The sequence below is a fragment of the Paenibacillus praedii genome (assembly GCF_049725345.1).
In the GTDB taxonomy this organism is placed as follows: Bacteria; Bacillota; Bacilli; order Paenibacillales; family Paenibacillaceae; genus Pristimantibacillus.
In genome coordinates this window covers 94,360-115,759 of the sequence record NZ_JBMWAM010000011.1, presented here as the reverse complement: position 1 = coordinate 115,759, position 21,400 = coordinate 94,360, and the positions used below count along the sequence as shown (strand labels likewise).

At 47.7% G+C, this 21,400-nt stretch carries 19 protein-coding genes; 17 read left to right on the top strand and 2 right to left on the bottom strand.

Features of this window, described 5'->3' with window-relative positions; all coding sequences use genetic code 11:
- Nucleotides 1–31: 31 nt before the first annotated feature.
- The 4 genes from ACO9K6_RS12475 to ACO9K6_RS12460 all read left to right on the top strand — a co-directional run bounded on the left by ACO9K6_RS12475 (nt 32) and on the right by ACO9K6_RS12460 (nt 4,600).
- Nucleotides 32–1,594, top strand: a complete 1,563-nt coding sequence (locus ACO9K6_RS12475) for a DUF3502 domain-containing protein (RefSeq protein WP_424767888.1) — start codon at nt 32–34, stop codon at nt 1,592–1,594.
- A gap of 139 nt (nt 1,595–1,733) precedes the next feature.
- On the top strand, nt 1,734–2,729 hold the full coding sequence (locus ACO9K6_RS12470; RefSeq protein ID WP_424767887.1) for a LacI family DNA-binding transcriptional regulator: 996 nt from the start codon (nt 1,734–1,736) through the stop codon (nt 2,727–2,729).
- Nucleotides 2,730–2,768: 39 nt separating this feature from the next.
- Nucleotides 2,769–3,818 carry a Gfo/Idh/MocA family protein gene (locus tag ACO9K6_RS12465; protein ID WP_424767886.1) on the top strand — a complete coding sequence of 350 codons (1,050 nt, stop codon included), beginning with the start codon at nt 2,769–2,771 and terminating at the stop codon, nt 3,816–3,818.
- A 17-nt stretch (nt 3,819–3,835) separates the two neighbouring features.
- Nucleotides 3,836–4,600 carry a sugar phosphate isomerase/epimerase family protein gene (locus ACO9K6_RS12460; RefSeq protein ID WP_424767885.1) on the top strand — a complete coding sequence of 255 codons (765 nt, stop codon included), beginning with the start codon at nt 3,836–3,838 and terminating at the stop codon, nt 4,598–4,600.
- Nucleotides 4,601–4,691: 91 nt separating this feature from the next.
- Here the strand turns inward: ACO9K6_RS12460 and ACO9K6_RS12455 are convergent, their stop codons facing one another.
- Nucleotides 4,692–5,243, bottom strand: a complete 552-nt coding sequence (locus ACO9K6_RS12455) for a helix-turn-helix domain-containing protein (RefSeq protein WP_424767884.1) — start codon at nt 5,241–5,243, stop codon at nt 4,692–4,694.
- 143 nt (nt 5,244–5,386) lie between these two features.
- Here ACO9K6_RS12455 and ACO9K6_RS12450 point away from each other — a divergent pair, with 143 nt between their 5' ends.
- The 6 genes from ACO9K6_RS12450 to ACO9K6_RS12425 all read left to right on the top strand — a co-directional run bounded on the left by ACO9K6_RS12450 (nt 5,387) and on the right by ACO9K6_RS12425 (nt 10,748).
- Nucleotides 5,387–5,791 (top strand): DoxX family protein, encoded by a 405-nt coding sequence (locus tag ACO9K6_RS12450; RefSeq protein WP_424767883.1) that lies wholly within the window; start codon nt 5,387–5,389, stop codon nt 5,789–5,791.
- Nucleotides 5,792–5,814: 23 nt separating this feature from the next.
- The gene (locus ACO9K6_RS12445) at nt 5,815–6,465 is read left to right on the top strand and encodes an alpha/beta hydrolase (RefSeq protein ID WP_424767882.1); all 651 of its coding nucleotides are present in this window, start codon (nt 5,815–5,817) and stop codon (nt 6,463–6,465) included.
- Nucleotides 6,466–6,484: 19 nt separating this feature from the next.
- Nucleotides 6,485–7,255, top strand: a complete 771-nt coding sequence (locus ACO9K6_RS12440; protein WP_424767881.1) for a DODA-type extradiol aromatic ring-opening family dioxygenase — start codon at nt 6,485–6,487, stop codon at nt 7,253–7,255.
- Between the two features lie 24 nt (nt 7,256–7,279).
- Nucleotides 7,280–8,638, top strand: a complete 1,359-nt coding sequence (locus ACO9K6_RS12435; protein WP_424767880.1) for a hypothetical protein — start codon at nt 7,280–7,282, stop codon at nt 8,636–8,638.
- Nucleotides 8,639–9,031: 393 nt separating this feature from the next.
- Nucleotides 9,032–9,478, top strand: coding sequence for an aldo/keto reductase (locus tag ACO9K6_RS12430; RefSeq protein WP_424767879.1), 447 nt, complete (start codon nt 9,032–9,034; stop codon nt 9,476–9,478).
- A 91-nt stretch (nt 9,479–9,569) separates the two neighbouring features.
- A complete protein-coding gene (locus ACO9K6_RS12425; protein WP_424767922.1) occupies nt 9,570–10,748 on the top strand; it encodes an MFS transporter in 1,179 nt (392 codons plus the stop codon).
- 81 nt (nt 10,749–10,829) lie between these two features.
- Here ACO9K6_RS12425 and ACO9K6_RS12420 read toward each other — a convergent pair whose 3' ends face one another.
- Nucleotides 10,830–11,378 (bottom strand): TetR/AcrR family transcriptional regulator, encoded by a 549-nt coding sequence (locus ACO9K6_RS12420; protein WP_424767878.1) that lies wholly within the window; start codon nt 11,376–11,378, stop codon nt 10,830–10,832.
- 204 nt (nt 11,379–11,582) lie between these two features.
- Between ACO9K6_RS12420 and ACO9K6_RS12415 the strand changes: the two genes are divergently transcribed.
- The 7 genes from ACO9K6_RS12415 (at nt 11,583) to ACO9K6_RS12385 (ending at nt 21,393) form a co-directional block, all read left to right on the top strand.
- Nucleotides 11,583–12,560 carry an aldo/keto reductase gene (locus ACO9K6_RS12415; protein WP_424767877.1) on the top strand — a complete coding sequence of 326 codons (978 nt, stop codon included), beginning with the start codon at nt 11,583–11,585 and terminating at the stop codon, nt 12,558–12,560.
- Between the two features lie 176 nt (nt 12,561–12,736).
- A complete protein-coding gene (locus ACO9K6_RS12410; protein ID WP_424767876.1) occupies nt 12,737–13,741 on the top strand; it encodes a LacI family DNA-binding transcriptional regulator in 1,005 nt (334 codons plus the stop codon).
- A 175-nt stretch (nt 13,742–13,916) separates the two neighbouring features.
- Nucleotides 13,917–14,879 (top strand): ABC transporter permease, encoded by a 963-nt coding sequence (locus tag ACO9K6_RS12405; protein WP_424767875.1) that lies wholly within the window; start codon nt 13,917–13,919, stop codon nt 14,877–14,879.
- Between the two features lie 13 nt (nt 14,880–14,892).
- Nucleotides 14,893–15,789: a carbohydrate ABC transporter permease gene (locus tag ACO9K6_RS12400; RefSeq protein WP_424767874.1), complete on the top strand. Its 897-nt coding sequence runs from the start codon at nt 14,893–14,895 to the stop codon at nt 15,787–15,789.
- 93 nt (nt 15,790–15,882) lie between these two features.
- Nucleotides 15,883–17,526 carry an ABC transporter substrate-binding protein gene (locus tag ACO9K6_RS12395; RefSeq protein ID WP_424767873.1) on the top strand — a complete coding sequence of 548 codons (1,644 nt, stop codon included), beginning with the start codon at nt 15,883–15,885 and terminating at the stop codon, nt 17,524–17,526.
- A gap of 99 nt (nt 17,527–17,625) precedes the next feature.
- Complete coding sequence (locus ACO9K6_RS12390) at nt 17,626–19,104, top strand: glycoside hydrolase family 32 protein (RefSeq protein ID WP_424767872.1); 1,479 nt, start codon at nt 17,626–17,628, stop codon at nt 19,102–19,104.
- A 27-nt stretch (nt 19,105–19,131) separates the two neighbouring features.
- Entirely contained in the window at nt 19,132–21,393 is a 2,262-nt protein-coding gene (locus tag ACO9K6_RS12385) for a GH32 C-terminal domain-containing protein (protein ID WP_424767871.1), read from the top strand.
- Nucleotides 21,394–21,400 lie beyond the last annotated feature (7 nt).

Below are 21,400 nucleotides of genomic sequence, written 5' to 3'. Positions count from 1 at the left end.
ATATTTTTAACTAAAAAAGGGAGGCAATAAAATGAAGGTTAAAACGTTTTCGATCTTTATACTGGCTGTAATTATGTTGACCAGCCTATTAGCTGGCTGCACATCTTCAAATGAAGAGAACACGCCATCTACAGAGCCTGCTGCGTCTACTAACTCGAGCGGTGTAGACATTTCAAAAGAGGTTAAGCTAGTTTATTATTTATGGGGTTCTGAAGGCGTTGCCAATAAGGACATTCTGGCAGAAATCAACAAATTGCTTAAACGCGATATCAATGCAACACTGGAAGTCAAATATATTGACTGGCCGGATATTGCTACTAAGTATCCATTGCTGTTCGCCTCTGGCGAGAAGTTTGATATGTCTCATGCGTCACCAGGTGCCGCAGTGTCCTATTATTCATTGGCCGGACAGGATGCGCTCGTAGATATTACAGACATGCTTGATAAAGTTGCGCCCACTCTGAAGGCAGCAATTCCTGAAGAAACCTGGGCAGGGTCTAAGTTCAAAGGCAAAATCTACGGTGTGCCTTCTTTGTACAGTGAGTACACACCCGCTGGTTTTGGCTACCGCTCCGACCTGCTGAAAAAGTACGGCATGGAGAAAATCAGCACCATTGAAGAAATGGAGAAATACATGGACAATGTATTGGCGAACGAGTCCTATCCGCCAATCAATGGCAATGCAAACGACGCCTTTAACATGTATAGAATGCTGGTCGATACGACGGATATGTGGCTGAACGCGCCTGGCGTATCTCTAACGGAGCTTAATCTCGTTACGAAAAGCCCGGAAGATTATAAAACCGTATTCCACCCAGCATTCACCCAAGAGTTCGAAGATTGGGCTGTGAAAATGCGCGAGTGGTCGGATAAAGGATACTGGCCAAAAGACATCCTGTCCTCGCAAGTCGATGCCGGGACTAACTTTAGAGCAGCAAACTCGGCTGGATATCTTACTCATGCGCAGGACTGGATTGGCAAGTATGGAACGGACATGAAAGCACAGCCAGAATCGGATCCTTATTTCTATACGTTCTCTGAAGCAGGCAAGAAAATTAAACGGAAAATGGGCGTAGAGAACTCCACCGTTATCAGCTCAAATTCTGAAAACCCGGAACGTGCTTTGATGGCAATTGAAAAGTTCATGACCGATCCGGAATATTACAATCTGATTCAGTATGGCATAGAAGGGCGTCAGTACATCATTGAAGATGGAGTTAAGAAAACGCCGACCGGTTTTGATGAAAAAGTCGACGGCGGAGGTTTTGCAGCATGGTCCCTACGGAATGATAAATATAATTTGATCATGGATACTGAAAACCCGGTTCGTAACACTTTGTATGCGGAATGGGATAAAGTCTCCATCAATGATCCGTATATGGGATTTAGCTTCGACTCATCGAAGGTGACGACGGAGATTGCAGCTATTTCTAACGTAAATTCACAACTAGGTATGCAGCTTATGCTCGGAAAAACAAGCAAAGATCCAAAAGAAGCGGTGGCTGATTATAGAAAACAGCTGGAAGCAGCAGGAATTGATAAGGTCATTGCAGAAGTACAAACACAACTTACCAATTTTGAATCTAGCAACTGACGTAATGAAGCCGAAAGGGAGCTATGTTCATAGCTCCCTTCTCCAATAATTCTAAGGATTGTTTACGCTTGAGAAAGAAAAACATTAATTTCGGACGAGGGATTTCCCTGATTCGGAAGTGTGGGGAGACAAGACAGAAATGGCTACGATTAAAGATGTCGCTAAAATGGCAGGTGTATCGATATCGACGGTCTCGTACGCCTTGAATAATAACTCAAAAGTAAGCAATCATACGAAACAAAAAATTTTAGAAGCCGCTCGTGAATTGAATTATCAGAAAAACGGAATCGCTTCCGATTTGAAAAAAAACAGCACGCGTACGATCGCGCTTATCGTGACGGATTTGGCTGGCCCGCATTATTCGGAATTGGTGAAAGGCATTCAGGAAGTTACATTGTCCAAAGGCTATGACTTGCTGGCGTGCAGCTCGATGGGTGAGGAATCGTCCACCGCAGTCAAATTTTTGACGGAGAAGCGGGTCGATGGCGCCATCGTACTGGCCTACAATATTAGCGAAGACATTATTATGCAATCAGCCAGAAAAGAATTTCCAATCATTCTGCTAGACCGGAAAGTAGAAAACGAATTTGTTGTGAGCATTGAAGTCGATAACGAAGAAGGCTGCTACATGGCGGCGGAATATCTAATCGAACAAGGACACCGGGATATTGCTTATGTAGGAGGTAAAGCGGTAGATCGTCTTCATAAGATGCGGGTTAACGCATATGAAAGCGCATTACGAAAGCATGGATTGGATTGGAATGGACAATTGCACCAATTTGGGGTTTTTAACAGGGATAACGGCTATAGTATGACCAAAATGCTTATTGCGCAAGGAAAATTGCCAACCGGCATTATGTATGCCAACGACGAAATGGCAATCGGCGGAATGAAAGCGTTCAAGGAGCATGGTATCAAAGTGCCGTCCGATGTCTCGGTAATTGGTTTTGACGATATTGAATTGGCCCAGTATGTCCAGCCTTCTCTCACGACAGTTATGCAGCCTAAATACGAACGCGGTGCGTTGGCCGCCCATTTGTTATTTCAGGTTCTAGAAGGTAAAGAGGTTGATCAACTTTATAAATTCCCAACACAATTGGTGATACGCGATTCTGTTCAAAAAAGAGTGGAATAAGAATAATGGAAGAAAGAGAATGAAGGGGAGGATTTCGAAGTGAACACACCATCCGTCTATCGAGTAGCTTTTATCGGCTGTGGCAAACGTGCGCAAGAACACGCGATCGGCGTACAAGTCGACAGCAGGTGTGAGGTTGTCGCATTGTCCGATATCTCAACCGCATCGGCCGAAATGCTGAATGCCGAATTTGGATTTCAAGCAAAAATCTACACGGACCACAAGGAAATGCTGGCGAAGGAGAAGCCTGACGTGGTTCTAATTTGTCTATGGACTCCTCTGCATTTACCGGTATTTCGTGATTGTGCGGAAGCCGGAGTTAAAGCAGTACTGTGTGAGAAGCCGATGTCGGCGACCTGGGGAGAATGCCAAGAGATGGGACGGATCGCCGAAGAGACGGGCTGCCAGCTGACATTCTCTCTTCAACGCCGTTTTGCAAAGGGGAATCAAACTGTACGGCGCCTAATAAAGGAAGGAAAAATCGGACAAGTGCTTCGAATGGATTTATATTCGCCGCCAAATTTGCTGGATTGCGGCATCCACACTTTTGACCAGGCCATAAGCTATCTTGATGAAACCTCAGCGAAATGGGTGCTTGGAGCCGTAGATACCACCGAAATATATAACTGGTTTAATGTATCTTCAGAATGCGGTGCGTCAGGACAAATCGTATTCGCTAACGGCGTCCATGCCAATCTCTATTCCGGTTCCATCGATACATGGGAACCAACTCAGGATATGACGAAGATCTGGGCCGGAGTCCGAGTGATCGGCACCGAGGGCTTTATCGAAGTTATGTGGGACGGGCAAATTGTCAGAGGTGTCAACTACGAGGATCCGTCTTGGAAGCCTGAGATGGAATTATCCTCGATGTCCGATCAGATGAAAGGCTATGTCCATCATGCGATCGACTGTTTGGAGACAGGCGAAGAACCTGAGGTTTCGCATCAAAAGGCACTTCGCGCCTCGGAAATTATTTTTGCTGTTTATGAGTCGGTACGCCGAAATGCACGCGTGGAGCTGCCGCTTACCGGCGTAACAGACAGCCCATTCATCACTATGCTTGAGAACGGCCAATTTACTAAATAAGGAGCGCGAACCTAACTATGTCGAGACCTAAACTTGGTTTAATCGGAATCGTTCACGAAGAAGCGAAACAGGACTTCTGGGGTACCATGCAGCGTGTAGCTGAGATCGGTTATGAGGGGATCGAAGGTGGAGATGAGCTGCTCAAAGGAGATATAAAGGCTAATGTAGCGCGATTCCACGAATTGGGACTCCAAGTTGCGACGCACAGTGTCAACAAGGAACAACTGCGCAACGATAAGGAACTTGATAAAGTAATTAGAGAAGCCCTCTCGTTACAAACGAGGGATGTCACCTTCTGGTGGGACGTTGCAGATACACGGGAGCAGCTGCTTCGCGATGCTGAATTGTACAATGCAGCCGGCGCACGTTTTACAGCTGAGGGGTTGAGATTTTGCTACCACAACCATGCTCATGAGTTTCAAAAAACATTCAACGGCGTTTACTCGTTGGATATTTTAGCAGAGCACACGGATCCCCAAAATCTCTATTTCCGTCTGGATGTCGCCTGGATTACTATTGGCGGCGCCGATCCGGCACACATCCTTCAAAAGATGGCGGGCCGAGTACCGGCCATCCATTTGAAAGACATCTATGGTACCGACGAGATCGGAAAGTGGACAGCGGTCGGTACGGGTGTAGTAAAAATTAAGGAGTCTATTGATGCGGCAAAGGAAATCGGAGTTGAATGGATGACTGTCGAGCAGGACCAGCTCCGCAACCTAACTGGTATCGAGACTGCCACTGTCAGCTATCTGAACTTGAAAGAGAAGGGCTTGCTTTAATTTGTCGCTGCACAGTAAATCAATTTTACACTGCCATTGTATCAACGGTTATAAAAACAGCCCGCAATCGGCCTGATTGCGGGCTGTTGGCTTAGATGAGATTCTGTGCATTCTCATTCTCAGTATAAATGGAAATCAGCACTATTGCCGTATCCTCACCTATATTTCGCACCAGATGAGGCGTGCAAGCATTCCAACTGAAGGAATCGCCTTCCACGAATTCTCCCCAGTCTTCACCTTGTTCCGCATATATTTTCCCTTTAATAATTACATGGGTTTCCTCACCTTCATGCGCATGGGGAGCATCACCAGTCGAAGCGCCTGGAGGAAACTCGACAATCATCATTCTTACGTTCTTTGTGGCACTCAAATGCTCCACCCTGAGATGCTCGGTGCCGCTGGTTGTGATACGCCGTTCTTCCTTTCTGACAATTTGCATGCGTTCTTCTTTCTTCAAAAGCAAATAGGCTAAAGGGACCTTTAATGCTTGCGCAATGCTCTCCAGCGTTGCGATCGAAGGGGACGTCTTATTTGTTTCAACTTGGCTCATAAAGCCTTGGGACAGCCCGCTCGCTTCGCATATTTGAGCGATAGTGATATTTTTTCGCTTCCGGATCGCTCGTATTGTCGAGCCAATATCCATCAGTTCACACCCCTATAATATTTGTAATACGTAACTTTATTTCATACTATCAACTTTATTGTTGACAAGTCAATGTGAACTAAGCTAAATTACACATATAAAAACTATATTCTTATCACTAATATTTTGGAGGAGAGAGACGAATGACAAAATCAGCTGTTGTTTCGATTATTATGCGAGTGGTGCTGGGCATCATATTCGTATTCCATGCGGTAGACAAGTTTCAGATGGGACTTAGTAATGTAGAAGGATGGTTTAGCTCTATTGGTATTCCTGGATTCTTGGCATATATCGTAACGTTTGTTGAATTAATTGGTGGAATCATGTTGATTGTAGGTTTGTTTACTCGCTATGTGTCAGTTTTGCTCATTGCTATTCTCATCGGTGCAATTGTAACAGTGAAACTGTCGGTTGGACTTCTTGGTAATGGTCAAATGGCGGGCTATGAGCTTGATCTTGGATTTATCTTAGTTTTGTTGTATCTGGTAGTTGCGGATCAAACGCGGATATCAGTTGACCGCTTTATTAAGAACAAGCGCAGCGCATAACTTGCGAATGAAGGAGGAGAAAGATGAATCCGATTTATCAATATGACATTCACATGCCGCCTAAGATTGAGCATGGCAAGAAGTATCCAGTCATTTTTACCTTGCATGGCAAGGGCTCAAATGAACGAAATATGTTTGGCCTAGTCGCTCCGTTAGCCGAAGAATTCATCATCATAGGTGTACGCGGCAATCTACCGCTTGGCGCCGGATATCAGTATTACGACTTAAAAAGCCTTGGTAATCCGATTCGTGAGATGTTTGACGAAGCAGTTACGAAGCTCGAAGCATTTATTCTATATGCTACGGATAAGTATCCGATCGATCCGGATAAACGTTATTTACTCGGTTTTAGCCAAGGTGCAATTCTCTCCATGACGCTTGCGCTTACGATGGGAGAGAAGTTAAAAGGCGTCGTAGCGTTGAACGGATATATCCCTGAATTTGTGAAGACGGAGTACTCACTTCGGAGCATGAAGGAAGTTTCGGTATTTGTATCGCATGGGGAGTATGACGCGGTATTTCCTGTTCGGATCGGGCATGAGACTGCTGCTTATTTAAAAGACCATACAGAGCACGTAACCTTTAAACTATATCCGACTGATCATGGGGTATCTGAAGAAAACCAACTTGATTTTCTGAATTGGCTTAAGAAGGATGCCGAAATCAAAATATAAGTAAGGAGTGAGAAGACCTATGATGCCATCCTATTTTTTCGCGCACGGCGCACCATCAATCGTGCTTGAGGATAATGAATATACAAAACTGCTCAAGCAGTTTAAAGACCATACGCCAAGACCGAAAGCGATTGTACTCTTCTCCGCTCATTGGGAGGAATCGGTACAAACGGTTAGCGCCGCTGATACGTACGAGACCATTTATGATTTTGGCGGCTTCCAAGACGAGCTTTATCAGATGACTTATCCGGCGAAGAGCGAACGCTTACTAGTGGAGCAAATTCAATCGTTGTTTACAAAGCATGGTATTGAGAACGTTCGTAATGAGAAAAGGGGTTTGGATCACGGAGCGTGGGCAGTCCTAAAACTACTATATCCAGATGCCGATATTCCAGTCGTTGCTCTGTCCGTCAACCGTTATCTGACTAATGAACAGCAGTATCAAATCGGCAAAGCGCTCGCGGAGCTTCGGAAGCACGATATTCTTATCATTGGAAGCGGGGGAACCGTTCATAATTTAAGAAGGTTAAACTGGCAGTCCGAAGGGATTGATGAGTGGGCGGAGCAGTTCGACAACTGGATCCAGCTTAAACTAGAGTCTTGGGATACGGAAGCCTTGTTTCAATATCGTGAGCTTGCTCCCCATGCCCAAGATGCCGTACCGACGAGTGAACACTTCATTCCGCTTCTTCTAGTTATGGGAACGGGCGACGCCAATCGAAAAGCGAAGCTTCTACACCGCAGCTACCAATACGGGAACCTCAGCCTAAGCTGCTGGCAATTCGATTAAGATGATTGAAAGAGGGCGGATCGAATGACATCCGCAGTAAAGTCGGCAATGGAGAGGGTGCTCATTTTCTCCATTGCCGCTGTTTATATTGCTCTGCAGTTGGCTCAGCTTGAGATGCTGTCCTTTCTTCTGGGAGCCCTAGTGTTTGCTGCAATCGCATTTTTGTTGCCCAAACTGAAAGGGATGACGCTATGGCTCACGATCTTCTTTGTCGCTGCCGGGGTTGTCCTTCTTGCGGTTCAGCGAGCGGAGGCTACAGTTTGGTTTGAATCGGCCGCGATAAATGTAACTATCGTAACTCTATTCTTATTCGCCCCGTTATTTGGGATTCCGGTTCGCATTCCCCATTACATTGCAGCATTGAAGAGGTTTTACGAAGCTAAGCTGCGCAGCAAGACCGCATTATTTATTGGAACGCAGATGCTTACTCAAATCATGGGCGTATTTATTAACGTGGGCTCGATACCTGTCGTGTATCAAATGGTCTTCGTAGATCCGCATCCAAGGATGAGCAAGGTGCTTGCTAATGCACTTAACCGCGGCTTTGCGGGGGCGATTCTGTGGTCCCCTTATTTTGCCGCTATGACGTTAGTGACTTCAACGCTCAGTCTGCCCTGGTCGTCCGTACTGCCTTATATGCTGGGATTGGCGTTCATTAGCCTGGTTGTAAGCTGGATCGTCGATCTTCGGGAGCTGCAGGATGCGAAGCTAGAAGGAATCGAGCAACCGGAGGTAGAGAAGACGGAAGCAAGATTTCCATTCGAACTTGGTATTTATTTAATCGCTGCCATTATTGTCATTTTAGCTTTGGAGCGAATGATCGAACTGCCAATGGTGATTTTAATCTGCATTGCCTCGGTTTTATTCCCTTTATTCTGGTGCATGTCCAAGGGGGCAATGGTCGTATATAAACAGGGAATTAGTAATCATGTAATGGTCACTGTGCCTGCCCTGCAAAAGGAGATTACGCTTTTTTTGGCTGCTGGTTTTTTTAGCGGTTCGATTGGGGTTACAAATCTCGGCTCCAAGGTTCCGAGCCTCCTTGACCTTATTCCGTTGCCGATCTCACTCACATTTTCGTTGCTAACCATACTTTTGATTGCAGGCACGTCAATAATTGGCCTTCATCCCATTGTGCCTGTGACAATGCTTGCAGGAGGCATTGATCCTGTGAGTATACAAATAAGTCCAATTTATTTTGCGGTATTGCTTTTGGGTAGTTGGGCATTATCCAATCCCGTATCGCCGGCTTCGGCCGTGAACAACTTGCTCTCAGGTTTACTCAAGAAATCAGTGTTCGAGATAGCCGCACCCAACTACAAATTCGCAGGCTGTATGGCATTGGTTTTAATCATTTATTTGGTTGTTGTGGTGAGGTATTAAGCAAAAAACAATAGCGCAGCCGGAATGGCTGCCCTTTTGCTTTATTCAGAGATGAATCTACATAGTTACGCAGGAGATACGGATAGATCCGATGTTGAAGATCACGTTTACTCAGATTTGGACCGGGGTAGATCGGTACGAAGATGGAGTGCTCTGGGCAGTCCCATTCCAATAAGTCTACTCGTTCGTCACGTATCTACTTTGGACATTCTGTGGGTCACCAAACTTTCTTGAATTATTAACGATTTTGTTTGTTTTGTTCATAAAGAAACAAAACGAGTTCATTTGACCATTGTAAGCGATGTCACTTTCAATAATAATAATCATATGTTGGTTATTTAATCGGTTTTAGATTTATTTAAAGGTATTAAACAATGAAATGATCATTGGAAAGTGGGGAATCAAACTGAGCAGAATCATTTAAACCTCATCTACCGTGAAGAAGAGAGAGAGATGCTTCCGCTATGCAAGGCTGAAAAAATTGGTGTGATTCCCTATAGCCCACTTGCAGGAGGAAGGCTAACAAAGGATCCGCAGGAAAAAACACATCGATCTGAAACCGATCAAATTGTGAAACAGAAATACGATGCGACTGCAGCTACCGATCGATTGATCATCGATCAGGTTGCGGCTATCGCAGAAAAATACGGCGTTCCGCGCGCCCAAATCGCACTTGCCTGGCTGCTGCAGAAAGACCCGGTAACCGTTCCCATTGTCGGCGCGACGAAAATTTCGCATCTCGAGGATGCGGTAGCCGCTCAATCGATAAAACTGACACCAGAAGAAATTGTGTCGTTGGAAGAACCGTATGTACCTCACCGCATCGTTGGTCACCTGTAATGAGCGTAAGAGCATTCAACAGGAAGTCAGAAGAGAAGGAGCAAAGAAGCTACGAGGAGTAAAGTCAACCTGCTCCCGAGGAGGAATGATACTGGAACGCTTATGGACGAAACCATTTGTTCTCATGACGATCGGAAACTTGTTCCTATTTGTCGCTTTTTATATGCTTTATCCGACATTACCTCCGTTCATCAAACAGATGGGCGGAAACGAATCGCAAGTTGGTCTGGCGATGGGCGCGTTTGCGTTGTCCGCCGTTTTTTTTCGGCCGCTCGTCGGCGGGCTGCTGGAGCGGATCGGCAGGCGGCCGTTTATCGTCTGGGGGCTGCTTCTTTTTATCTTCGCAATGTATATGTATAACTGGGCCGGTGGAATTGTCGTTCTTATAGCTCTCCGAATCTTGCACGGGTTGAGCTGGGCGCTTTCCACCACCGCCATGATCACGTCGATTACGGATACGATCCCGGCTGCCCGCCGCGGCGAAGGAATGGGGTGGTTTAGCACGTCCATGACCCTGGCTATGGCGATCGGCCCGATGCTCGGTATCTGGGTGACACAGAACCATTCATACAGCACTTTGTTTTTATTCGCCGTCGTCCTCTCTGCAGCAGCGCTGCTCCTGACGTTTGGTGCAAAAATTCCTTTTCGGCCGCAAACGGGCGCAAGAAGAATCGAATTGTACGAAAAATCTGTCTTGCCACTTGCGGCGTCGGTCTTTTTTCTGTTCATCGCTTATGGGGGCATTACCACCTTTGTTCCGCTGTTCGCAAGCTCGATCCAGGTCAATCCCGGCACATTCTTTCTGACCTTTGCTGCAACGCTTGCACTCAGCCGTCCCCTTTCAGGAAAACTTTCCGATCGCTACGGCGAGATGGTTGTCATTGTGCCTTCACTTGTCATTACGATTTGTGCATTGATTGTCCTGAGCCTCTCTACCGGATTGATCGGCGTCCTGGTATCGGCTGTTCTATATGGTATCGGCTTCGGTTCCGCGCAACCGGCTTTTCAATCGGCGACGATACTTCTGGCCCGTCCGGACCGCAAAGGGGTCGCCAACGCCACGATTACGACTGCTAATGACCTTGGTATAGGGCTGGGTGCGATCATGCTGGGCTGGATACCTCAGTACTCAAGCTACCAGGTGTTGTTCGCGGTCAGCGCCGGGTCGGTTGTAGTTTCCTTGCTTCTTTTCACTTATTTTGTGAAACATTTGTTGAAAAATAAAGGAGAGTCTTTGAATGTGGACTCTCTTCCTATCGAATCGAGTTGACTGAAAAAAAGTGATAAATATGAAACAAGGAGGAGCAGTCTGCTTAGGCAGCTGCTCCTTATTTTCACGACGTGAAGATCACTAGGATAGGTTCTTCTCTAACAGAATCCCTACCTGCTTATTCATGACTTGAGGGGGATAGGGCATGCCATTTGTAAACCACCATTCCACGATCCCCACGTAAGCAGGCGCGAAAAATTGAAGAATAACATCTTCGTTTACACCACTCTTCTGTCCCTCCATCATATCCCAACTATTCTTAATATCCTCAACGACAAACTTAAGGAACCGACTACGAAAGAAGGGGGCTCCTTTGCTGGCAAGCATGGCTGAAAAGAAGACATGATTTCGTTCAAAGTACTCGAACCAGCTGATATTGCCCTCTACAGCATTCATGTCAGATGCAGGTTCACAAATTTCTCGAAGTTCGTCGATATGTTCCTCAATGAGCTTATCCAGTAAATCAAATTTATCTAGGTAATGAAGATAGAAGGTTTTCCGGCTAAGATTTGCTCTGTCGGAAATTTCTTGTACCGTAATGTTATCAAATTTTTTTTCAGACATCAGTTCAACAACAGCTTTTTTTATCGCTTCTTGAGATTTGAGTATTCTTCTATCCACCTTGGACATTATGATCATCACCAAACATTCTTAAAAGTAATAATACAATATTAATTGATTTGTGCACTAATACACGAATCATGGTCATTTAGGAATTGAAGCACATTTAATTTCTTTTTATAATTATACACAGATGTTACCTAATACATCAATGTGTATTTGTTGCACGAGCGCTGTAAATTTTGCCTATAGAAAATAGAAAGGGTGAATGATATGAAGAAACGTTTTATAAGAGATTTAGAGGTTTCGTCGATTGGTTTGGGTTGCATGGGGTTCAGTCACGGATACGGCAGTGGACCGGACAGAAACGAGTCGATCCGACTAATCCGTCAGGCGTATGATTTGGGTTGCACCTTCTTTGACACCGCCGAAGGATATGGTAGTGGTTCCAATGAAGAACTAGTGGGGGAAGCTCTAAAACCCATCCGGGACAAAATTATCCTTGCCACCAAGTTTAAAATTGTAAAAGATAGCGCTACTACTTCAAAAGAGACGACGTTGCAGCAGATACGGACTCACGTGGAAGCTTCCTTGAAAAGACTCGGGACAGACCATATTGACCTGTATTATCAGCATAGAGTGAATAAGGATATTCCCGTGGAAGAAATAGCATTCAGTATGGGTGAACTTATCAAGGAAGGGAAAATTCTTGCCTGGGGACAGTCCCAAGCAACAGAGGAAGAAATTAGACGTGCCCATGCTGTGACGCCGCTGACCGCCATTCAGAGTGAGTATTCCATCATGGAGCGAATGTTCGAAAAAGATGTTATCCCTACCTGTGAAGAACTAGGTATCGGCTTTGTTCCGTTTTCGCCTCTAGCCAGTGGATTTTTATCTGGGAAAATCAGCAAAGATACCAAATATGAGGGGGACGATGTGAGAAGGGTCATCACTCGCTTCGATCGGGATAACATAATCGCAAATCAGCCGTTGCTGGATTTGATTACCCGGTTTGCAGAATCAAGGAAAGCTACACCGGCACAGATATCTCTGGCGTGGATGCTACATAAAAAAGCTTTTATCGTACCTATTCCCGGTTCACGGAAGCTAGAACGCATTCAGGAAAATCTGGGGGCAGACGAAGTAGAGCTTACGGAGGATGAGTACAATCAAATTGAGGAAGAACTTGCAAACATTGAGATTCATGGCAACCGGACAGATGAAGATATTGCAAAGTTAAGAGAACTTTAGGGTTGTCTACTTTGGATGATGTACTGGAGGAACTATTGCACGTATCGTATTTTCATTAAAAGTTAAGAATTGACAAAATGAGCCGGTTCTCATACAGTAAAGTTAAGTAAACGTTTACGCACGCATATTCGCGTCTGTAAGCATAACTTATAACGTTAGCATAGGTGTGAAATGGTATGAGCGAAAACAAGAACATAAGTATAAAAGACGTAGCCAAGCATGCAAATGTCTCGACCGCAACCGTGTCGCATGTCATTAATGGCACCAGGTTTGTATCCGAAGATACGAAACAGAAGGTTGTTCGTGCGATGGAGGAGCTTAACTACCGGGTCAATTTCGTCGCCCGCTCCTTAAGGAGCCGGAAGTCATATGTCATCGCGTTTCTGGCTCCGATTCTTGCCAGCGAGACGTCGAATCATTTTTTTATGTCTGTCGCGGCAGGTATTCAAAGTGTATTGAAGCAGAATCAGTACCATCTTATGCTTAGCGACTCGCATGAGGAAGAAGAGTTCGAGAAGGAAGAGATCAGCATGCTCGGTTCACAAATGATCGACGGTCTCATCATGGCCCCTTCAAGCAGAGAAACGGATTACGAGCAATTATTCGGCGATTATCCTGTCGTTTATGTGGACAGGGTGCCGAATAACAACGACAGGGACAGCGTCGTCGTCGACAATAGAACCGTCTCAAGAGATGCTGTGGAGATGCTAATCCGCAAAGGCCATAAACGGATAGCTTACTTGTCCGGACCAAATACGCTTACGACGACGGAAGAGCGGTTTGGCGGCTACCTGGAAGCCTTGGCGGAAGCGGGTCTGGCTGCGGAAGCGGGGCTCGTCTGCACCGGGGAAGTGTCGCTCGAAAGTGGCTATAAGCTGACCGAATCGCTGCTTGCGCATAAGCCTACTGCTATATTTGCGACAGATAATGTTATGGCCATGGGTGCCATGTTTTACATGCAGGAGAATCAAATTAAGGTTCCGGATGAAATTGCGGTTGTCGCATACGATGAATTTCAATGGACGAGGGTAACGACACCGCCGCTAACCGTTATAGAGCAGCCAGCTTTTGACCTTGGCGTGAAGGCAGCCGAGGTAATGCTGGAGCGGATTGACAATGCCAATGCACCGTTGTCACAGCATCGGTTGTCCGGAAAACTGATAGTCAGGCAGTCGTGCTGACTGTCTTTTTTTTCGCTAAAAAATATCTTGACTGTGTTTTATGGAAGCGCTTATAATTCATATAAACGATTACGTAATCGTTTTAATGGTGAAACACCAATAAAAATTTATAGAGTTTAGGTAAAATGTCAAGATTACGTAAACGATTACGCAAGAGTGGAAGGTGGAATCACACATGGGGGCGTCAGAACGTTACGCGCAAGAGGAGAAAAGGGGCGCAAAGGCTGCCGAAGGTAATCGCACTTGGGTGAAGATCCGGCAAAATTACGAGCTGTACCTGTTCCTGCTGCCGGCCGTAGCGATTTACTTGGTATTTAGGTATTACCCAATGTACGGAGTGCAGATCGCATTCAAGGATTTCCGGGCGAGCAAAGGCATATGGGGGAGCGAATGGGTCGGCTTCGAGCATTTTATCCGTTTTTTTGAATCTTATAACTTCTGGCCGATTATGGAGAATACGATTCTTCTCAGCTTGTATTCGCTCGTATTCAGCTTCCCGGTACCCATTATAGTGGCGTTAATGCTGAATCAGATGTTGGCGAAGCGGTACAAAAAATTCGTGCAGACGGTTATCTACGCTCCGCATTTTATATCGACAGTCGTGCTGGTCGGTATGCTAGGCGTATTCCTCTCGCCGAATAGCGGCATCGTAAACCATATCATTACATTTTTCGGAGGAGAACCGGTTCTATTCTTGGCAGACGAAGGCTGGTTCCGCCCGCTGTACATCTTGTCCGGCATCTGGCAGGAGACGGGCTTCGCCACGATCATCTATTTGGCCGCGTTAGCCGGAGTCAATCCCGAGCTGCATGAGGCGGCCGTCATGGACGGGGCAAGTAAATGGAAGCGCGTTAAGCATGTCGATATCCCTAGCATCTTGCCGACGATCGTTATTTTATTAGTGCTGGCGATGGGCAATGTCATGAGCGTTGGCTTTGAGAAGGCGTATCTGATGCAATCCGATTTGAACTATGCGGTATCGAACATTATTCCGACCTACGTTTACGAGCTCGGCATACAGAAGGCTCAATACAGCTTCTCCGCTGCGATCGGATTGTTCAATTCCGTCATTAACGTTGTGCTGCTGGTTACCGTAAATCGGGTTGCCAAGAAGCTGACGGAAACAAGTTTATGGTAAGGGAGTGGGACTGATGAACACGCTGCTATCTCGCAAAACAAAAGGCGACATCCTGTTCGACGTTTTAAATTATTCGTTTCTGACGATCGGCATGCTGCTTATTCTTTATCCTCTGTATTTCGTGCTCATCGCCTCGTTTAGCGACCCGAATCTCATCTATTCGGGTGCTGTATGGCTACTGCCTAAAGGTTTCACTTTGGACGGCTACGAGCGTATATTCGCGGATCGGCATATCTGGGTAGGCTACGGGAATTCACTTCTCTATGCCATTGTCGGCACCGCTATCAGTGTAACGGTGACGCTGATGGCCGCTTATCCGCTTGCCCGCAAGGATCTTGTCGGCCGAAACGCGGTCATGTGGTTCTTTATGTTCACGATGTTTTTCGGCGGCGGGCTAATCCCGACTTATCTACTGATTAAGGATCTGAACATGATCAACACGATCTGGGCGCTTGTAGTACCAGGAGCAGGCAGCGTATTTAATATTATCATTGTACGAACCTTCTTCCAGAGCACGATTCCCGATGAAATGCGTGAAGCCGCCTTCATCGACGGTTGTTCGAACACACGGTTTTTCCTGCGAATGGTGCTGCCGTTGTCGAAACCGATTATCGCGGTCATGGTACTGTATCACGTCGTAGGCTTCTGGAATGGATTTTTCGACGCCATGATTTATTTGAATGAGGAGTCGAAATACCCGCTGCAGCTTGTGCTCCGGAATATTTTGGTGCAGAACCAGGTCAATTCCAGCATGATGATCGACGTTGAATCGTACGCCGCGAAGCTTCGGGTAACCGAGCTCATCAAATACGGCGTCATTATTATCGCAAGCTTGCCGCTGCTCATCCTCTATCCATTCCTGCAGCGCTATTTTGTCAAAGGGGTCATGATTGGTTCCATCAAAGGCTAAACTCTCGGTTATCGCCGGGATTCGTTGAAACCGCGGAAGACGAACCTGGATGATGATAGATAAAAACAAGAATATAAAGGGAGGATCATTTCAATGAAAAAGAAAGGTTCTGTTGCAGTCAGCGTTCTTCTGGCTGCAAGCCTGATGTTATCCGCTTGCAGCGGAGGAAATGAATCGAATACCGGCAACAAGCAAGGGAACGCGAATAACGGATCGAATAGCGCAGCGACTGAGGACGCTGGCGTCCGCAAGGATGGACTGCCGATCGTCGACGAGAAATTGACGCTGACGATGGTGTCACCGAAAGCTCCGCTTGCTCCGGAATATAATGAAATGGAAATTTTCAAGCGTCTGGAAACCGATACAAACATTCATATTGAATGGAATAACATTCCAGACACTGACTATGCAGAGAAGAAAAATCTGCTTCTAGCCAGCGGCGATTTGCCGGACGCCTTTTATAACTCGCAATTTTCCGATTATGAATTAATCACGTACGGCCAAGACGGCACAATCATTCCGCTTGAAGATTTGATCAACGAATATGCGCCGAATCTGAAAAAACTGCTTGAGGAACGCCCTGACATCAAAGCGTCGATCACTGCGCCGGACGGCCATATTTACGGTTTGCCTACATGGGAGGAGAACGAGCTCGGCACGAATCCGTTCTTCCACGTTATTAACACGAAATGGCTCGAAAAGTTAGGGCTGAAATTCCCGGAGACGCTCGACGAATATACAGAAGCGTTGCTTGCGTTCAAGACGCAGGACCCGAATGGCAACGGTATAGCTGACGAAATTCCGCTTAGCTTCATGCATATGCAATGGTGTATGGACATCGCAGGCCTGTTCGGCGCCTTCGGCATGCCGGACAATCTCGAGCATCGTATCGTGCGCGACGGTAAAGTCATTTTCACGGCTACCCAGCCGGAATATAAGGAAGCATTGCAGTATTTCAACGAGAAATGGTATAAGCAAGGGCTGATCGATCCGGAATCGTTCACGCAGGATGCGCCGCAGTACCTTGCAAAAGGCAAGACGCCAGAGTCTACGCTTGGCTCCTATGTTTGGTGGGAGGTCGAGGAAGTTGTTGGAACGGACCGGGCTGCTGACTATGCGCTTGTGCCGCCGCTCACCGGCCCAACCGGCAAGAAAACGATCGGTCGAGGCAACGGTGGAGGACCGGGAAGAAACGCATTTGTCATTACGAGCGAGAACGAGCATCCGGAAGTAACAATGCGCTGGATCGACCAGCAATATGAGCCGTATATGGCCGCGCAAATCCACTGGGGCCCGATCGGCATCATCTATGAGAAGGATGCAAACGGCAAGCTTGTAAACCTTCCCCTTGAGGAAGGTATATCGATGGGTGAATTCCGTCAGAAGGTCGCTCCGAACGGAGCCGGCGTCATCACGGCGGAGCACTTCAAAACAATTGTCGACATGGAGCCGCGTGCTAAGCAGCGGAAAATGGATCTGGAGAAATACTATGAGCCGTACATGGAGAAGGAGAATTATCCGACTATCTTCTTCGAGCCTGAGGAATTAGATCAAATCAACCAAATCGAACCGGAACTTATCAAATTTGTGAATACACAGCGCGCTAAATTTATCGTAGATGGCATGAATGACAAAGCATGGGATACGTATGTGAAAACGGTACAGGACATGGGCCTAGATCAACTGATGGAGATTTATCAGACGGCTCTTGACCGTTACAACACAGCACAGAAATAAAGAGGAGTTTAGCAACCGGATCGGACGGAGCCTATTGATTTCGCGGGTTGTATCCGGCCGGTTGTTTTACTGATTAAGGATTAGAGGAGAGAGAAACCTATGAAGCATAACACTGAACATCCTCTGCGACCGCAGTATCATTTCACCCCACCTGCCAATTGGATGAACGATCCGAACGGAATGGTCTATTTCGAGGGAGAGTACCATTTGTTCTATCAGTATCACCCGGACAGCTCGGTGTGGGGACCGATGCATTGGGGGCATGCGGTGAGCCGGGATCTTATTCATTGGGAGCATTTGCCGATAGCGCTGTTCCCTGACCAGAAAGGTGCGATCTTCTCGGGCAGCGCGGTTGTCGATTGGAACGATACAAGCGGCTTCTTCGACGGAGGTCCAGGTCTTGTCGCCATCTATACGCAAGCGGATTCGATAGGTCAGCGGCAAAGCATCGCTTACAGCAAGGACAATGGGCGCACATGGAGCCCCTATGAGGGCAATCCGGTGCTTATCGACGAGCGGTTCCAGGATTTTCGCGATCCGAAAGTGTTCTGGCATGAACTATCAAGCAGTTGGGTAATGGTACTAGCTGCGGGTGACCGGCTGTTCTTGTACCGTTCGCCCGATCTGAAGTCCTGGACGTTCGCAAGCGAGTTCGGGGCGCAGGAAGGATCTCATGACGGAGTGTGGGAATGCCCGGATTTGTTCGAGCTGCCGGTGGAAGGTGAGAACGAAGCTTCGCGCTGGGTTATGATTGTAAGCATTGGCGATGATCCGACTTGTCCGGAGGGCTCCCGTACGCAGTATTTTGTCGGCAGCTTTGACGGGACGACGTTTACGAACGAGAATACGCCGGACACAGTCCTTTGGGTGGATCACGGCCGCGACAATTACGCGGGTGTAACCTGGTCCGACGCCCCGGGCAACGAATCGGAGAGGCTGTTTATCGGTTGGATGAACAATTGGAAATACGCCAATTTGATCCCGACCGGTGAATGGCGCGGAGCGATGACTCTTGTGCGCAAACTGTCCTTGAGGAAGGAGCCGCAAGGGGTTCGTCTCATGCAAAACGAGTTAGACGGCTACCGGCAGCTCCGGCTGCAAGGTATTGAACGCTCTGGCGAACTGCTGAGCGCGGAAGGCTTACAGCTTGTCGGAATTAGCGGGCTTCTGGAGATCGAAGTTGAAATCGAGCTGATGATGGCGACTGAAATCGGTCTTAAGTTCAAATCAGGAGATAAGAAAACGGTTGTAGGTTATAACGCAGCATCGGCCGAGCTGTTCATCGACCGTACAAATTCGGGCCATATCGACTTTCATGATGAATTCGCATGCAGGCATTCAGCTCCGCTGGAAGCTAAGGAAGGGCGGATTAAGCTGCGTCTATGGCTTGATCGTTCATCCATTGAAGTGTTTGCGGACGAAGGCGGACTCGTTATGACGGACCAGCTGTTCCCTCTTGGCGGCACGGATCGCATCGAGTTGTACGCGATAGGCGGCGAAGCTATGTTACGGACAATACGGGTGTATCCGCTCCGGTCGGTCTATACTTCGGCAACCGCACAAGCGGCAAGCCGCTAACAAGGATAGATGGGAGGGATTACGGTAATGAACAACAGAGCAGGATCCGACAGTTTATTGGCACACTGGCGTTTGGACGAATCGGGGGGCAGCGCTGCGCTCGATTCTTCAAGCGGCAACAAAGACCAGGTGTCTTACTCGCTGCTGCAGGGCAGATTCTCGAATCCTTCGGATCCGGCATGGCGACCTGGCATCTGCGGAGGCGCGCTTCTGTTTGACGGATATTCGACCTGGATTACGCGACAGGCTTCCAAGGCGCCTAGACTGGACGACGGTTTTACGATTACCGCTTGGGTCGCGCCCCGTTCGTATGAGTGGGGGGCAGAAAACAGGTTATCCGCGATTGTGAATCAGCATAACCGGGAGGCTGCGGAAGGCTTCGTATTCGGTATATTCCGGCATGGCGCCTGGTCGCTGCAACTAGGATCGGACGGGCGCTGGCATGAGCTTTGGTGCCGGCACCAGCCTCTGGAGAAAGGGAAGTGGTCGCATGTTGCGGCGACTTATTGCAAGAAAGAAGCGGTAATGCGGCTGTATTTGAACGGCGAGCAGACAGCCGAAATGTTTTTACCGGAGGATTCGGGTATGACCTTAAGCGGGGAAGATCTGCTGATTGGTAAGAACAATCATGCTGCCGTACTCGCGGAAGCCTTCCGGCACAATATGTTCGACGGCTTGATGGACGATGTTCGAATCTATGGTCGCGCTTTGTCCATTGTCGAGATTGCTGGCCTCCATAAGGAGTCTCTTTCTTCGCACGGCGGTGTTGTTCCCGAAATTCCGTACGAGGATATACGGCTGGACCGCACGCCTGTGCTGAGCGACCGACATCGGCCGCAATATCATGCAAGTCCGCCGGTTCATTGGATGAACGAACCGCATGCTCCAATTTATTTTGAGGGCAAGTATCACCTGTTCTACCAGCATAACCCGCAAGGCCCTTATTGGGCACAAATCCATTGGGGGCATTGGGTGAGCGAAGATATGGTTCATTGGCGGGATCTTCCGATTGCGCTCGCGCCTGAGAAGGGTGCCGTCGATCCCGACGGCGTATGGTCGGGAAGCGCCTGCCTGGATGCATTCGGCGTGCCGGCGTTGTTTATCACCGCAGGGGATGACAGCGCGTCGCCGAATCAACGTGTAGGGCTTGCGCGCAGCAAATTCCGGAAGGACGGCGACAGCGATCTGACATCGTGGGAGAAGCATCCGGAGCCATTGATTGTTCAAGAGCAGGGACAGGGCAAATTCGGCGACTTCCGCGATCCGTTCGTGTGGAAGGAAAACGGATTGTGGCGTCTGCTTATCGGCTCTGGCACAAGCGATGGACAGAGTGGTACGGCGCTTGCTTATACATCTGCCGACATGATTCATTGGACGTATCATGGGCCATTCTATGTAAGCGATCCCGAACGCTTCCCTTATCTCGGCAATATGTGGGAGCTGCCTGTGCTTCTCCCGCTTGGGAAGGGTGCGGACGGACGGGAGAAGCATCTGTTTCTGATCAGCCCGCTTGGTCCCGGCGCAGACGTGGAAGTGTTCTATTGGATCGGGGAATACGACTGGGAGCAAATGCGCTTTTCACCGGATCAAGAGGAGCCGCAGTTGATCGACGTTGGGGATTTTCACTTTACCGGTCCAAGCGGAATGGTCGATCCTAAGACAGGCCGCAACATCGTCTTTACGATTGCGCAGGGCGAAAGGACACCGCAGCTCGATTACGATTCCGGCTGGGCTCATAACGCAGGTTTGCCGGTTAGCGTATTCTTAAGACCTGACGGACGACTCGGCATCGAGCCGATCGAGGAGCTGGCGTCTCTGCGCGGCAATCAGTTGTGCTCGCTGCGGGACGTGACACTTGAGGAAGCGAATCGGGAGCTTGCGAATGTGCAAGGGGATTTGCTCGAGATTCAAGTTGAATTCGAGACGTCTTCATCGGATACTATGCTTGGCATTTGGGTCAGACAGTCGCCGGACCGGGCGGAAGAGACGCTGATCTTCTACGACAAGTCAAGAGCGGAGTTTGGTGTTAACCGCGATAAGACGACTTTGTCGAATGAAGAACGTTCTAAAGGTATTCAGTCAGGAAGGCTGGATCTGAATGGAGAAGCGCTCAGGCTTCATATTTATTTAGATAAATCAATGGTAGAAGCCTATGCAAGCGGTCTGAAGAGCCTCACGACAAGAGTATATCCAAGTCGATTGGACGCTAATGGTCTCCAATTAGAAGGAAGCCAGGACATCGTCATCCGGTCGATCGATATTTGGGCAATGAACTCGATTTACCAATAGCAACATC